This is a genomic window from Paenibacillus sp. V4I7 (assembly GCF_030817275.1).
GTDB lineage: Bacteria > Bacillota > Bacilli > Paenibacillales > NBRC-103111 > Paenibacillus_E.
The window spans coordinates 7,855,691-7,870,189 of the sequence record NZ_JAUSZD010000002.1; the positions used below are offsets into that span (position 1 = coordinate 7,855,691).

General features: G+C 46.7%; 13 protein-coding genes. 5 read left to right on the top strand and 8 right to left on the bottom strand.

The window, feature by feature from the left end; translation table 11 throughout:
* The first annotated feature begins 157 nt into the window (after window positions 1–157).
* Both QFZ80_RS36850 and QFZ80_RS36855 read left to right on the top strand, forming a co-directional pair.
* Window positions 158–925 (top strand): ABC transporter ATP-binding protein, encoded by a 768-nt coding sequence (locus QFZ80_RS36850; RefSeq protein ID WP_307563562.1) that lies wholly within the window; start codon window positions 158–160, stop codon window positions 923–925.
* Window positions 912–2,837 (top strand): ABC transporter permease, encoded by a 1,926-nt coding sequence (locus QFZ80_RS36855; RefSeq protein WP_307563563.1) that lies wholly within the window; start codon window positions 912–914, stop codon window positions 2,835–2,837. The genes QFZ80_RS36850 and QFZ80_RS36855 overlap by 14 nt, the downstream gene beginning before the upstream one ends.
* Window positions 2,838–2,905: 68 nt before the next feature.
* Here QFZ80_RS36855 and QFZ80_RS36860 read toward each other — a convergent pair whose 3' ends face one another.
* The 5 genes from QFZ80_RS36860 to QFZ80_RS36880 all read right to left on the bottom strand — a co-directional run bounded on the left by QFZ80_RS36860 (window position 2,906) and on the right by QFZ80_RS36880 (window position 6,783).
* Window positions 2,906–3,064, bottom strand: a complete 159-nt coding sequence (locus tag QFZ80_RS36860; RefSeq protein WP_307556132.1) for a hypothetical protein — start codon at window positions 3,062–3,064, stop codon at window positions 2,906–2,908.
* A 55-nt stretch (window positions 3,065–3,119) separates the two neighbouring features.
* Window positions 3,120–3,452, bottom strand: coding sequence for a winged helix-turn-helix transcriptional regulator (locus QFZ80_RS36865; RefSeq protein ID WP_307438239.1), 333 nt, complete (start codon window positions 3,450–3,452; stop codon window positions 3,120–3,122).
* Between the two features lie 219 nt (window positions 3,453–3,671).
* Window positions 3,672–5,234 (bottom strand): HAMP domain-containing sensor histidine kinase, encoded by a 1,563-nt coding sequence (locus QFZ80_RS36870; protein ID WP_307563564.1) that lies wholly within the window; start codon window positions 5,232–5,234, stop codon window positions 3,672–3,674.
* The gene (locus QFZ80_RS36875) at window positions 5,231–5,926 is read right to left on the bottom strand and encodes a response regulator transcription factor (protein ID WP_307563566.1); all 696 of its coding nucleotides are present in this window, start codon (window positions 5,924–5,926) and stop codon (window positions 5,231–5,233) included. Before QFZ80_RS36875 ends, QFZ80_RS36870 begins: the two co-directional genes overlap by 4 nt.
* A 98-nt stretch (window positions 5,927–6,024) precedes the next feature.
* The gene (locus QFZ80_RS36880) at window positions 6,025–6,783 is read right to left on the bottom strand and encodes a hypothetical protein (protein ID WP_307563567.1); all 759 of its coding nucleotides are present in this window, start codon (window positions 6,781–6,783) and stop codon (window positions 6,025–6,027) included.
* 183 nt (window positions 6,784–6,966) lie between these two features.
* Between QFZ80_RS36880 and QFZ80_RS36885 the strand changes: the two genes are divergently transcribed.
* Window positions 6,967–7,263 (top strand): Rieske (2Fe-2S) protein, encoded by a 297-nt coding sequence (locus QFZ80_RS36885; RefSeq protein WP_307563568.1) that lies wholly within the window; start codon window positions 6,967–6,969, stop codon window positions 7,261–7,263.
* 7 nt (window positions 7,264–7,270) lie between these two features.
* Here the strand turns inward: QFZ80_RS36885 and QFZ80_RS36890 are convergent, their stop codons facing one another.
* Window positions 7,271–7,612 carry a YrdB family protein gene (locus tag QFZ80_RS36890; protein WP_307550226.1) on the bottom strand — a complete coding sequence of 114 codons (342 nt, stop codon included), beginning with the start codon at window positions 7,610–7,612 and terminating at the stop codon, window positions 7,271–7,273.
* Window positions 7,613–8,016: 404 nt separating this feature from the next.
* Between QFZ80_RS36890 and QFZ80_RS36895 the strand changes: the two genes are divergently transcribed.
* Window positions 8,017–10,233, top strand: a complete 2,217-nt coding sequence (locus QFZ80_RS36895; RefSeq protein ID WP_307563569.1) for an ATP-binding protein — start codon at window positions 8,017–8,019, stop codon at window positions 10,231–10,233.
* 2 nt (window positions 10,234–10,235) lie between these two features.
* Window positions 10,236–10,931, top strand: coding sequence for a response regulator transcription factor (locus tag QFZ80_RS36900; RefSeq protein ID WP_307563571.1), 696 nt, complete (start codon window positions 10,236–10,238; stop codon window positions 10,929–10,931).
* 774 nt (window positions 10,932–11,705) lie between these two features.
* Here the strand turns inward: QFZ80_RS36900 and QFZ80_RS36905 are convergent.
* Together QFZ80_RS36905 and QFZ80_RS36910 are read right to left on the bottom strand one after the other, a co-directional pair.
* Window positions 11,706–12,860 carry a YncE family protein gene (locus tag QFZ80_RS36905; protein ID WP_307563573.1) on the bottom strand — a complete coding sequence of 385 codons (1,155 nt, stop codon included), beginning with the start codon at window positions 12,858–12,860 and terminating at the stop codon, window positions 11,706–11,708.
* 96 nt (window positions 12,861–12,956) lie between these two features.
* A complete protein-coding gene (locus tag QFZ80_RS36910; RefSeq protein WP_307563575.1) occupies window positions 12,957–14,432 on the bottom strand; it encodes an S-layer homology domain-containing protein in 1,476 nt (491 codons plus the stop codon).
* Window positions 14,433–14,499 lie beyond the last annotated feature (67 nt).

Consider the following 14,499-nt stretch of genomic DNA (forward strand, 5'->3'; position numbering starts at 1 on the left):
CCTAACGAAAGGAACTTTTACCAGAAATGTTAGCACAATCGTGACAAAATTGTAAGGTAACATCTTGGGGATGTAAGCTTCTTCTATGGTTGGTCGGAACAGAGCGTAGTAGGATAAGAGTATCAAGATTAAAGCCGCGATTATGGAGGAAAACCTTATGAAAACGATAGTTGAAGCCAAACAAATTAAGAAAGTATATGGAGCTAAAGGAAATGTGTTTACCGCTTTGCAGGAAATTGATCTGACTGTTGTGGAAGGCGAATTCGTAGGCATCATGGGGCCATCAGGCTCCGGCAAAACCACACTGCTTAATATGCTGGCAACGATTGACAAGCCGACTTCTGGAGATATCGTCGTTGACGGAATAAGCTTGATGAAGATGAATGAGGGACAGCTATCCGCCTTTCGCCGCGAGAAGCTAGGGTTCATCTTTCAGGATTTCAATCTACTGGATACACTTACTGTTAAGGAGAACATTTTGTTGCCACTCGCACTTGCGAAGACGAAAGTTGACGAACTGGAGCGCAGAGTAGACGTGATCAGCAAGAAGTTCGGCATTCATGCGATCGTTGACAAATATCCGTATCAAATCTCCGGTGGACAGAAGCAGCGCACAGCCGCTTGCCGTGCGATCGTATCTAACCCCAGCTTGGTATTGGCCGACGAGCCGACCGGATCGCTTGATTCGAAGTCGGCGACAGAGCTTTTGGAAAGCTTGCAGCAATTGAACGTTCAAGATAAATCCACCATTTTGATGGTTACGCACGATGCCTTCGCGGCCAGCTACTGCACTCGGGTACTCTTCATTAAGGATGGCAAAATGTTTACGGAGCTTGTGAAGGGATCATCTTCGCGAAAGGAGTTTTTCAACAAGGTTATGGATGTGTTATCGGTACTAGGGGGTGGGGCAAGTGACCTTATTTAGCCTAGCCAAAAGAAATGTCCTAGGTAACCTCAAAAATTATTTGATTTATTTTATCTCCATGATCTTTAGCGTTGTCATCTACTACACATTCGTTTCCTTAAGGTATAGCCAAGAGATTGCTGCCAATGTGCAAAAATGGGAAGGTATGCGTTCGGTGTTTGCTCAGGCGTCCATTATTCTGATCTTATTTGCGGCCATATTTATTTGGTACTCCAATTCCTTCTTCACCAAAAAACGAAAGAAAGAAGTGGGTTTGTACTCGCTGCTAGGCGTGAGGAAAAGAACGATCGGGACCATGCTGTTTTACGAAAATATGTTAATGGGAGCAGGTGCTGTTGCCGTAGGTATCGTTCTTGGAACGTTATTATCCAAACTATTCGCGATGATGTTTCTGAAGCTGCTGGATTCGGCTGTCGAGGTGAGTTTCCGCATTTCTCCAGATGCCATCCTTAACACGGTTATTGTGTTTGCGGTTATTATATTCTTGACGTCCATTCATAGCTATCGCCTGATTTATCGGTTTCAGTTAGTTCAGTTGTTCCAAGCCGAGCAAGAAGGAGAGCACGTGCCTAAACCATCAGCATTTACGGCGGTTATTGCTGTCCTACTGCTGGCATTCGGGTACTGGCTTGTGTTCCAACCCATGACAACGGGTACGCAGATGGGGAGAAACTTCTTACTCATACTCGGCAGTATTATCGTAGGCACGTATTTGCTATTCCGCTCTGCTATTGTCTATCTGCTCAAGCTAGTTCAGAAGACCAGGTCCCATTATTACAAGGGCATGAATATCATTAGCACTTCACAATTGCTCTACCGCATCCAAGGAAATACGCGCATGTTCACGATGATTGCATTATTAAGTGCGCTAACGCTGTGCGCTGTCACCGTAGGTTCAGGCGCCTATTATACGCTTACGAAAGAAGCTGAAGAGGAAGCACCTTTCAGCTTCATGCATATCTCGCAAGGTGAAAGCTTCGATAAGCAAATAAGCGAGATCCTTCATAAGGCTCTAGAGCATCCTATAACTGAAAAGCTAGATGTTCCAATTATTCGGGTAACGGCGGATTTGACCGACTTCTATTATCATCCATCCAGCTATCAAGCGAACGCGGTCCCTATTAAGCTATTGTCGGCAAACACATATAACCAAACCTCAGAGGCTTTAAACCGAGAGGGTCAGATCCAGCTTAATGACAATGAGATTGCAGTAATTAAGCCTAAGTATGCTAGCTTTTCCGCATCCGATGTGGAAGGGGACCTTATTACTTTTGGGAATGGTGGGGGAAATGTCTCATTACCTATTTCGAAGTTAATAGAGGGAAGAGTATTACCATGGGGCTTTCCTGACTTAAGCTTTATTGTCAGTGATAGCTTATATACCAAGCTGCTCCAAGGCTCTGAATCCGTGACTTACAAAGCATATAAAGTGAAAGATCAACAGACAACCAATCAAAACTCTGAGGCAATGATGAAGCTGAAAACCGATAAGAACGAGATGTCCACCTACTATTATCAGTATCGTCAGGGTTTGGAATCGGCAGGTATGAATATATTCACGTTAGGATTCCTGGCGCTTGTGTTTCTTGCGGCTACAGGCTGTATGATTTATTTCAAGCAGTTGACCGATGCCCATGCGGACAAAAACCGATACGATATCTTACGCAAAATTGGCGTAAGCAGGAAAGAAATACGGGCTACCGTAGCCAAACAGACGTTATTCGTGTTTATGCTGCCTCTGATCCTCGGAGTTCTACACACTGTAATGATCCTAAAGGCACTAACCACTATCCAGCTGATCGGAGGCAATTTAATCGTTCCCATCCTGACTTCCATTATTGCTTATGCTGCCATCTATCTGAGCTATTATGTTTTGTGCGTTAGCTCCTTTAACAGGATTGTGAATAGGTAGTCCATGAAGGCTAGAAACACTAAAAAGAAGACCGCCCATTGGATGGTCTTCTTTAGCACCGTTATAAGTTATTTCTTTATAAGATTCAACTTAAGAGCCTGCTCCTCCGTTAAAATAAACACCTCCTGAGGCCATATCTCCTCATCTTTATCTCTCCCGAAGAGACGAAGTATCTCTGACCAGACCCCTTTTTCCATTGCTTCCGAAGCTGAAATCATGATCTTCAAAGCAAACACCTCCCGAGAATAGTTACTTCTAAACCATCTTAGCTCAGTGATCAAACTAATGAGTTAGTATTGGAGCCATATCTTTTTCTTTCATATGATGCTCCCCCCAGGCACACATGGCATCGAGAATGGGTTTAAAAGACCAACCATAATCAGTTAAGGAGTAGACCACTTTTGGTGGCACTTGATCATAACTTGTTCTTTTCACCATTCCGTCTTGTTCCAACTCGCGTAACTGTTGGGTAAGCATCTTCTGTGTAATGTCGGGCATTAACCTTTTTAACTCGCTTGTTCGTTTGTCCCCTTTGTCCAAATGACATAAGATTACGACCTTCCATTTACCACCGATCACATCAAGTGTGGCTTCAACTGGAACATTATAGGCCATAGTAGTAAACCTCCTTTTGAAAATAAGGGTACTTTATAGTACCTATATACCTTAAATGTATCTATACTACTTCAAAGTGAGTACTTATCAAAAAATTCGTATACAAATATAATAGCACTCAGAGTCGAAATGTTAAAGTGTACGGCCCTTCACTTTAATTATAAACTAGGAGGATATCAGCGAGCAGGAATTGGTTACCCTGTTGCTTGTGCTTTTTTGTCATGAAACTTTGGGAACGGGTGATTTGTTCGCATGCTTCCCTGGCTCGATATAAAAGGATACGCCATCTCTCTGGTTCGCCGCGCGAACGGTCATGCCGTGATGATCCATAATTTGTTTCACGATGGCGAGGCCAAGTCCGAATTGGCCATCGCCGCCGGAGCGGAAGGGCTCGAAAAGGCTGTCCGCGATGGTTTGATCAAGAAGCGGGCCATCATTACTTATGCAAAACTGAGATAAAGAGGGTTGCCCTTTTATCGCATTCGCATTGTCGAGTGACTGTGATTTGACCAGGATGCGAATGCAGCTTTTGGCATAGCGGAGTTGGTTGTCTAGCATGTTTTCCAAGGCTATTTTCCACTGTTCCTGATCACCGATTAGTGTGGTATGTGGAGCGAGATCCATCTCCCACTTGATTTCTGGACGACGATACCGCAGTCGCTCAACCACATCCTCGATGACAACATTGATCTCAAAAGGCTGAAAGGGCTTCTCTCGGGCCGTCAAATAGTTCAGCTTATTCAGCAGCAGCAAGTCGCGAATCCGTTTCTCCAGCCGCTCGCCCTCTTTCATAATAACGCCAACACTTTCATTGAGGGTTCCCTTCGGATAAACGCCGTCTTGTATGGATTGCGCATAGCTGCGAATCACCATCACAGGCGTCTTCAGCTCGTGAGACGTGTGCTGGAGGAAGAACTGCTGCGCCCGATCCTGCCGCACTAACCGCTGCCGCATGGATTCAATCGCTTTGGCTAGCCGGCCAATCTCATCCTTGCGGATTGTCGTGATAGGCTCGTGCCAATCACGTTCGGCCATCCGCCCGACATGACGCTCCATCTGTACGAGTGGACGTGTGAAGTAGCGTGCTATTCCCAGACAGGGGAGCCAGCTAATGACAATAAGACCTACCATCAGCAGCATGAGCCGGCCAAACATCGTCATCACGAGATCGTTGCGATAGTTTCCCCAAGCATACGAGACGATGAAGTTGGGCTTAGTTAGATCACCTTCTTTGCGAATGACATAGAAGATACTCTTGTTCTCAATATTCCGCGTATATTTTTCTACGGGCAGCTGTTGTGCGAAGGCATCATGCTCCATAGCCTGCATGAATGGCTCGCTAATGGTAGCGCTCGAACCCCATGTTTGATCGCTGGCAGTGCCGCTTATCATGAAATGCTGAATCGCTGGTCCGCTAAATGTCCCTTGAATAGACGCAGTTGCCCGTGTCGCCAGAGATGAATTAGGAAGGATGTTGTTTGCTTCATTGTCAATTTTCGGTACAACCAAAATGCGCTTGTCCATAGGTATACCCTGGACAAAACTAGAAACCGGGAGTTGAATGGTTGGCTCAGCAGGGATTGCAAAAGTCGCCGCTTTGCTGCTTTCCACACGAAGACCGCTCTGTGTATCGAGTAAAATATCATACAGCTGCTCAGTGAAAAATCCCTTCAGTGTCCAAGGAAGCAGGATAGCGAGCAGTGTGAAAATCAAAAGTGTTAAAGAGGCAAACGCCCCCCATAGCTTGACCGCAAGAGGCCAATTTCCCAGACGCATTCTCATGCTTTCACCATCCTATATCCGTAACCATACACGGTTTCAAGTCGCAATTCCGGCAGCTTCCGGCGTAATCTTCGCACCAAGTCGTCAACGACGCGATCCGTACCGAAGTAATCGATGCCCCAGACAGCGGTAAGCACCTGCTGACGTTCAAGCACCTGTCCATGGTGATTCACCAGGTAAAGCAGCAGTTCGAATTCCTTCGACGTAAGCTCCGGATTCGTTCCATCGGCGTCGGTCACGATGCGGCCTTGCTCATCGATCAGATAGGGTCCGACGGTCAGTTTCACGCGGCGTTCTTGGGCGGCTGTCAGGGATCCGCCGAGCCGTTCCCCATAGACGCGTTCAAGCAATTTACGTGTGCGAATCACGAGTTCCCGCGGTAAAAAAGGCTTGGCTAGATAATCATCACTTCCTAGCTCCAGTCCAATAATCCGATCAATATCTGCATCCCGTGCGGAAATAAAGATAACAGGCTGCATCGGTTGATCCGCCTTGATTTCCCGCATCAATTGATAACCGTCCACGCCGGGCAGCATAATATCGAGGACCCACAAGTCCGGCCGCTCCGAGATTGCTTCTCGGGCTGAGGTTCCGTCAGGGAACGAGCGCACTTGCCACCCCTCTTTCTCTAAATATGCGGCCAGCACGCCTCTTAAATCCTCTTCATCTTCCACTAGATAGATATGATACATTTACAATCTCCTACTTTCCTAACTACATAGGGAAAAAGTGGAGCCGATCCGCTTAAAAATGCGACCGGTTCCACTAGATTCAAATAGCTAAACAATCTTTATTTCTCAGCGGGTGCTGGAATTTCTGTTTTCAATTTCTTCGTCAACTCGCGAAGCTCTTCGGTTTGCTTCACATAATCCTTCAACAATTCCGGCAATAGGCTTTTAATCGCCTCAGCATCATCAGCTTCCACAGCTTCCGTTAATTTCTGCTGGCGTTTGAAAGATTCGGGTAGCTCCGCTTTCATTATATCACCAGCTACAGCACCCTCAAGTGGAAGTGCTTGGGTAACCAGTTGTTTGATCATGATATCTTTTGTAGGCGGCGTTATTTCACCATCTGAATTGATGGTAGCAGAAGGAAGGGCAGGGGCGGCAGTAACGGAAGCTGGGAGCCCTTCTAATTGAAGCGCATCGTCTTCAGTCAGGACTTTCTCATCTGTTTTACCGGTTTCAGCATCTTTCTTAATGATCACTTTTTTAGAAAAAGTAGGCTTTGGAAACTCACTTTCTACCTGTTTGCGATCTTCTAACGCTTTCTTCCAGTCAGATAGAGTTTCTGGTGCATAGGTACTGGCAAGCAGCTTCCAGTAGTTTCGCTCATGAGTTGGCAGCATCAGTAAACCTGCGCTAGCGCTAGTTGTACGGAACATCATGACTGGTTTGCTGCCTTCAGGTTTTGAGATTTGAATCCCTTGGATCGATTTGGTTTCTTTGGTCGTGTCTGCTGCGGATGCACTTACGGCTCCGAAGGCGATAGTTGCGATTACGGCTAGCAAGCTAGTTTGAGCTGCGCGTTTTTTCCATTGTGTGTTCATTTTAAAAACTCCTCTCGATATATGTAGCTTGTAGGGAATGTTATTCATTTCCCTTACACCCTTACTGTACCGAAAGATTATGGACATCCTATCGTAACATTGTGGGAAATTATGTGTAGAAGCATGCGGATTGCGATAAACTAATAAGACGGTAGTAATCAACATTTTGCTAGGAGGATTAGGATGAAAGAAATTGAACTGGGTCCCGAACAACGTTTCACAGATCTACCCGCAGAAGTTGAGATTGAAAGCCAAAAGTACTGGATTTTGAAAAACGACGAACCTAATAGCTATCGTTTAGTGTCGCGCAAATGTCCGCATGCTGGGGGTTTGGTAGAAGAGGAAGGTGGGGAGCTGGTATGTCCCTTACATGGTTGGGAATTCGATTCTCATACAGGCGTTTGTCTGAACGTGCCTTCGAAAGGTCTAACCGCGTATACCGTTGTTGTAAAAGATGGGCTGCTTGTCGCCAAGATGTAAAGGCTATTTATTGTTCCCAGAGGAACATCAGAATGCGATGAAGGATGTAAAAAAGGGCGAAACAAATAGCGAGAAAATGCTTGCCAGTTACGTAAAGAGCAGTAATGGCAACAGCAAAAATAGCAAGTTCGATGAAAAATTGAAGAGGCTGAGAGACGGTTATTGAAGCTTTCGGGGAAACGAACATGCCCCATAGGATGGCTGCTAGCAGCGGAGTGCCAATGCCCAGAACGCCTTTGAGCAGCGCTCCTTTGCCAACATGAAATCCCCAATAGCTAAGAGAAGCAAGGATGCAAAGTTCTAACAAAAAACGTAAGCCTAAATTGGCGGCTTTCATTATAATCATCATGATAACAACACTCCCCTTCCAGTCAAACTAATTGTAATAATATATTAACTAATGATATTAGTTTATGCAATCTTTTTCTACATTTAAAAATACCACTGCAGAACGTGTTTACGTTCCGAAGTGGTATTTGGTTTGATTTTTGCCGATTCAAATGCAACTTACGTGTTTGAAGCATACCGTCCGGACCAGTGGGATCTTGACTCACGCTAACAAAAAAGTGACCCACAGCAACGGGCCGTGGGTCTAAGTTATATATTTTAAAGGGGGGTCGAACTTTATTATAGGCTTACTTCATTAAAATCAGATGAATATCAGATTTCATTTTCATTACATTTTTGCTAATGGTAAAATAGAGCTAATGAACACATCTAAGAATAGTGTTGCTAGAGCGGAGGAACCATGTTTTGAAACATTATTCTATGCGATCGCATTTGACCATAACTTTCGCTATTATGGCGATGATTCCGATTCTAATACTTGGCAGTTTTCAAGTTTCTCAAATTATCCATATTACGCAGGAGTCCAATCAGAATCAGCGGCAGACAACCTACCGACTGGGGGATGCTGTCCAAGATTACATGTACTATCATCGAAATGCGGTTGAAACATTAGCTGCCACAATTACGGCTTCGGACGCCACCTTCCGTACGCGCGAAAGCTTAACGCTAAAGCTGCAATCGCTGCAAGAAAATTTGGCGGGCTTCACCGGCATCTACGTTGTAGATCAAAATGGGATCATCAAAGCGACTCATACTGCAGCGAATGCTTCACTCATTGGCGCCGACGTCAAGGAGCGAGACTACACCAAACGTGTGCAAACGGCACAAAAGACCATCATATCCTCGTTATTCCGGGGACCAGAAAGCTTGAATGAGTCGGCAGTCGCGATTGCTGTACCGGTTTATAAGGGAAATAGGCAGGCTGATGGCTTCGTGCTCGCCGTGCTCGAATTGGCGCCTATTAAGGAACTTGTTACCAAATATGATTATGGCAAAGAAGCGTATCCAGTTGTTCTGGATCATGCGGGTAAACCCATCTATCATCCGAACGCAGCACTGACTGAATCCATGGCGGATTTATCGCAGGAGCCTGTTGCCGTAGATGCCCGAGCCCAGCGACAGGGGGAAGGAACTTACCAATTAAGCACATCGACACATAAAGAGCTGATTACCTACAAAACCATCCCCGAAATCGATTGGATCGTGTGGGTAAGTAAGTCCAAAGCCGCAGTCAATGCTGCTTTCATCGAATCTCTCCGTATCACGATATTGCTGCTGGTTTTCACACTCATTTTGACTGTATTGCTGGGCAGTTTTCTGGCGAAACGGCTGAATGGAACCATTCACGCCTTGGTTGGTTACACGCAGCGTCTTGCTGGAGGCACCTTCGCCAAGCCGGATAACAAAGTCGTTCCTCAGGGTTCACCTTTAGAACTGCAATTGCTGGCAGATCATTTCTTCCGGATGGCTGAGCAAATTAAGGAAAATCAAGGAGCGCTGCTGCAGCTCAACAGCGAACTTGAGAATCGTGTCGAGGAACGAACCCAGCGGCTGCAGGACGAGCATGCGACCTTGAACGCCGTTCTAGAAAGCATGTCCGATGCGATTGTCCTGATCGACGTAAAGCATAATGTTGTTTACGCTAATCATCGGATGGCCGAAATCTTCGCAATTCCGATGTCGGAGTTAGGGGCAATGAATGAGGCTGCGCTGTTTGAAAGGATTGCTCTTTTGCTGCCCGAACGTCAAGACGAGTTGCAAATGCTTACAGCTGAGCCGAGGGTGCAGGGTGCTTTTACGGTGAAATCCGAGCATGGCAAAGAGCGCTTTATGATGGTTTCGGCGTTTCAGGTGGCTAGAGAAGGGCGAGTTTTTGGTCGCGGCTATGTGTGGCGTGATATGACCAAGGAACATGAAATCGATGCGCTTAAGAATGATCTGATTTCCCTTGCATCCCATGAATTCAAAACACCAATCACTAGTATACGCGGGGGTGTGGAGACACTTCTTCGTGTGGATGCCCAGTGGGAAGAAAGCTTTAAGCAGGAGCTGCTGGAGGGGATTCATGAGGACATCGGGCGCATTCAGGATCTGATCGATGAGTGGTTGGATATCTCGAAGATCGAATCGGGTGCCATGCGGATCAATCCGCAGCCACTTCGGCTGGAAGCAGTTGTGGAAAGCGCCAAGAGAAGGCTGCCGCAGCAAGCGAACTACGAGCATACCCAATTCGAGGTGCATTTGGAGGGCGGTATTCCTTTGGTCTACGCGGACAAGCTGCGCATGGAGCAAGTTCTCGTGAACTTGTTCACGAACGCAGTTCGATATAATGTGCAGCATCCGATCATTCGAATTACCGCTAAAGCGGATGAGCGTTATGTTCATCTGGAAGTTCAAGATAATGGCATAGGGATCTCAGCAGAGCATGCGGATAAAATATTTGACCGCTTCTACCGAGTTGATGTGTCATCAAGCCGTCAAACGGGCGGGACTGGACTCGGTCTTGCGATCTGCAAGGGGATCATGCAAGCGCACGGTGGAGAGATCCGCGTAGCGAGCAAGCTTGGTGAGGGAAGTACATTTATCCTCTCCATACCAAGGTTCCAAGGGAAGGAGAGCTGAAAGTGAACAAGAAGAAGATTATGATCGTCGATGATGAGCCCAAAATCGTGCGTTTCGTTGCAGCGAACCTCAAATCGCTGGATTTCGAAACATTGGCCTGCCAGAGCGGCGCTGAAGCGCTTGAGAAGGTTGAGGGATTTGATCCGGATTTGATTTTACTTGATCTAATGATGCCGGGCATGGACGGATTCGAAGTTCTCAAAAGGCTGCGCTCCTACTCTAGCGTTCCAGTCATCATGCTGACTGCGCGGAGTAATGGGGCGGATAAAGTGCAAGGACTCAACCTAGGAGCAGACGATTATTTGACGAAGCCGTTCTCGTTAGATGAACTATTCGCTCGTGTGAACGCCGTTCTTCGCCGGATGGATGGCCGAATGGCGACGCCAGTCACAACGAGCGAAATCACGTTTGGACCTGTAACGGCAAATCTAGCTCAACGTAGAATATGGCTGGGGGATACTGAGGTTAAGTTTACGGAGACCGAGTATAACTTGTTTGCCTTGCTTTTGCAGCATGCAGGCAAAGTTATGACCCATGAACAGCTGCTGAGTGAAATCTGGGGGAGTGAATACCGCGATGAAGTTGAATATTTGCGGGTCACGATAGCGAGAATTCGCCAAAAGATTAAGAGCCTTGCTGAGGGGCAGGAGATTATTGTCACCTACCCTGGGGTGGGCTACATGGCGAAGCATGAATGAATGCATAAAAGAATGCTGAATAAATGAATGCAGACCGAGTGAATGCATGTCGAAAGATTGAATGAATGCATACGGCCGTTCGCTAAGCGACTTTCCATAAAGCAAGATCCCATAGAAAAGCCCCTTGCCCTGTTTAATCAGGTAAGGGGCTTTTGGTTTTGCATCACAAGCAAAATAAGCTGAGAGAGCCGAAAAGGACTTCTCATCGCCGGAAAAGTAGCAAAATGTTGCTGAGAAGTCAGAAAAGTACTTCTCAGAGCTAGAAGGATGCGTGTTGACCACAAATGTATGCTGAGAGAGCCGAATTGGACTTCTCATCGCCGGAAAAGTAGCAAAATGTTGCTTAAAAGTCAGAAAAGTACTTCTCGGAGCTAGAAGGATGCTTGTTGACCGACAAATGTATGCTGAGAGAGCCGAAATGGACTTCTCATCACCGGAAAAGTAGCAAAATGTTGCTTAGAAGTCAGAAAAGTACTTCTCGGAGCTAGAAGGATGCTTGTTGACCGACAAATGTATGCTGAGAGAGCCGAAATGGACTTCTCATCACCGGAAAAGTAGCAAAGTGTTGCTAAGAAGTCCGAAAAGTACTTCTCAGAACCAGAAGGATGCTTGTTGACCGTCAAATGTACGCTGAGAGAGCTGAAATGGACTTCTCACCGTCGAAAAAGTAGCAAAGTGTTGCTGAGAAGTCTGAAAAGGACTTCTCGGAGCCAGAAGGATGCTTGTTGACCGTCAAATGTACGCTGAGAGAGCTGAAATGGACTTCTCACTGTCTTACCGGCTCAGCAGCTGCACATCCAGAGGGTAATCTGGGATCTCGAAGTCGCGGACTGCGCCAGACTGCAAGTCAACAACGGTCATGCCGTTCCAACCGGTATCAGCATAAGTCACGCCGCCTGTGAGGTAGGCGTAACGACCGTCTGAGCTGCTGGAGACCATTTGGTGCATTCGAGTCAGAGGTATGATTTTCTCGGCATGAGCAGCGATGTCGAGTACTGTTAAGTTAGGCTTGCCGGTTGCGCTGCCGGCAGCGCCGATGCCGACGATGAGCAGCTGCTTGCCGTCAGGTGTGAGGGCAACGCCTTCCTGATGCGTGTTGCCGGTTAGCGGCTTCGTCTCATACTTGCCGCTCACAGGATCAAGAACGACGAGGCCGCGGCCTTGGTATGGCAAGAGTAGACGACCATCGGAACGAACAGCAGCGTAATGGGGCTTCTCGAAGCCGCCGCGACCATAAGGCGCAACCTCAAGGGTGCGAGCTTTGTTACTGGCAAGATCGATAGCCGTCACGGAGTAAGAATCGTGATCGATGCTGTAAACTTCACGGCCATCGAGGCTGGTAACGACATCGAACGGTCGGATTCCGACGGAGACACTGCCTGTCATGGAGAGATTCTCGGTGTCCATGATTTCTAATTGGCTTTTGCTGCGGCCAGGCAAGTAAACACCTACATAGACGAATCGGCCGTCAGGCGACACAGCGATGCCCATGCCACCGGGACGATATTCACCAAATTGAGGCTTACCTACATCTGCTTGGTAGGGCACGAGGGCTACGCGTCTGCGCAGCTGGGTATCCACCACAGCGATACCTTCCGCTGTTGACACATAGGCACGATGATTAGGCCCTTCCGCAATAGCGAAAGGAGATTGACCGACGATGAGTTTCTCGAAGCTCCCAGAAGCTGGGTTTAAGAAAGATATATAGTCACTCTTGGAATGTGTAACCATCAAAATGGTTTCGGAAGCATCGGGCGGAGTGGTATTTGTTGGTTTTGGACTATTGGCAGGTGTTGTTGAAGGTGCTGAAGGTGCTGACGTTGTAGGGACAGGTGCAGCCGCGTCAGGACGCGACCCGCAGCCTATTAATAGAAGAAGCAGCGTCAGTGGAGTCAATATTGTCAAGAATGAAAGGTTTTTACGTAACATGGGAATTCACCTCGGATTTGTGGGATAGGGATAAATAATAGAACGAGAGCACCTCATTCAAGGTACCCTCGGATCTCTTAGTCTTAAATGTGAAGATTATTTGGTTAAAGTCAAAGTGACGCCTGTTGCCGTAAACCATTTGCCCACTGGAGAAACGGTATAAGAAGTGCCTGGAACGAGTTGAGCGTTATTAAGGAGAGCGAAAGTCCCTACTGCGCCTTTACGTGAAGTCAGCGTGTATTCTGCAGTTAACACAGTACCGTCAGTTGCGGTAAGTGTAACTCGGCGAGAGACGAAAATTTCATCCTTAGGATCTTGCGAAAGTGTGACAGCGATTGTCTTCGTATCAACCGCGGCAGCGGATTGGATAGTAAGCGGTGCGATTTCTTTGGCTGTAAACGTTGGATTCGCGAGAGTAGCCCAGTCCGCCGAAACGGTATATTTGACACCGGCTTTGAACGTTTCGCCGTTAGGTAGAATAAACTTAGGTGCTTGTCGGCCATCGGTTGCTTGTGTGAATGGCAAGTAGTTCGCTGTCATTGTTGCGCCACCCTCAGTGGTAATTTGCACTTGACGGCCGCGCATTGACGAAAGAATTTGATACGTTTTACCATTGTAGCTGTTGTTCTCATCAACGATGAATGATCCTGGGCGGCCTTTGCTATATGCAGCAATGACATAACCGTAATCAGCAACACCATCAGCCAAATGGGATTCAACTTCAAACAAGTCACTCGCTACTTGCGCTGTGGATTTCAATGCAATTTTTTCAGTGCTCGCTGTGAAAGTCCCAGCTGGTTTACCTTTATAAGTTAGCGTGTAAGTTGTCCCGGCTTTTTGGGTAGGAACTGGAACAATGTAGGTGGATTTGGAGCCTGTTTTTAACCGTGGAACATTATTGATCACTAGGCCATTGTCAAAAACAAAGTTTTTGGACGCTTGATCCAGTTCCAATTCTGCAGCCGGAATCGGTGCCGAGAAAGTAACTTGCAGTGTAATGGCATTCAAAGCTTGAAGCTTAGTCACTTGAATAGGCGCTAATTGCTGCGCATCAAAAATAAGAAGAGCGGCTTGACCTCGCGTCACTTGACTGCCTGCGATAGATGCAAAGCTTGGCAGCATTTCAACCGCTGCTTGATCCACTTTTAACACGTTCGCAATCACGTCTGCAAGTTGATCGGAAGAGATGGATTGACCTCCGCGGAATTGTCCGGAAACCTCTTTCATCACACCTAAAGATTCAAGGGCAACCGCATAGGAATAGAACCAATCACCTTTCATTACATCTTTAAAATGGTTGGCTGCGGCTGTATCCATTTTAACGTGAAGCGCTAAAGCGACCATTTTGGCAACTTCTGCGCGAGTCACAGTCTGATTCGGTTTGAAGGTGTTGTTCTCATATCCGGATACAACTTGCTGCTGTGCTAATTGTTCAATCGCTGTTTGAACTTGAGTTGTGTTGGCAGAATCTGTAAAAGGATTAGCTGCTAGTGCATGGAATGGAAGAATTGCTGATAAACCCACGGTTGCTGTGATCGTTAATGCGGCTAATCTCTTTTTGCTGTTTTTCATATATAACACTCCTATTCGATGATGTTTGGTTTGCGCTGTTGTTTGTATCGTGCTGCTGTCTACAAGA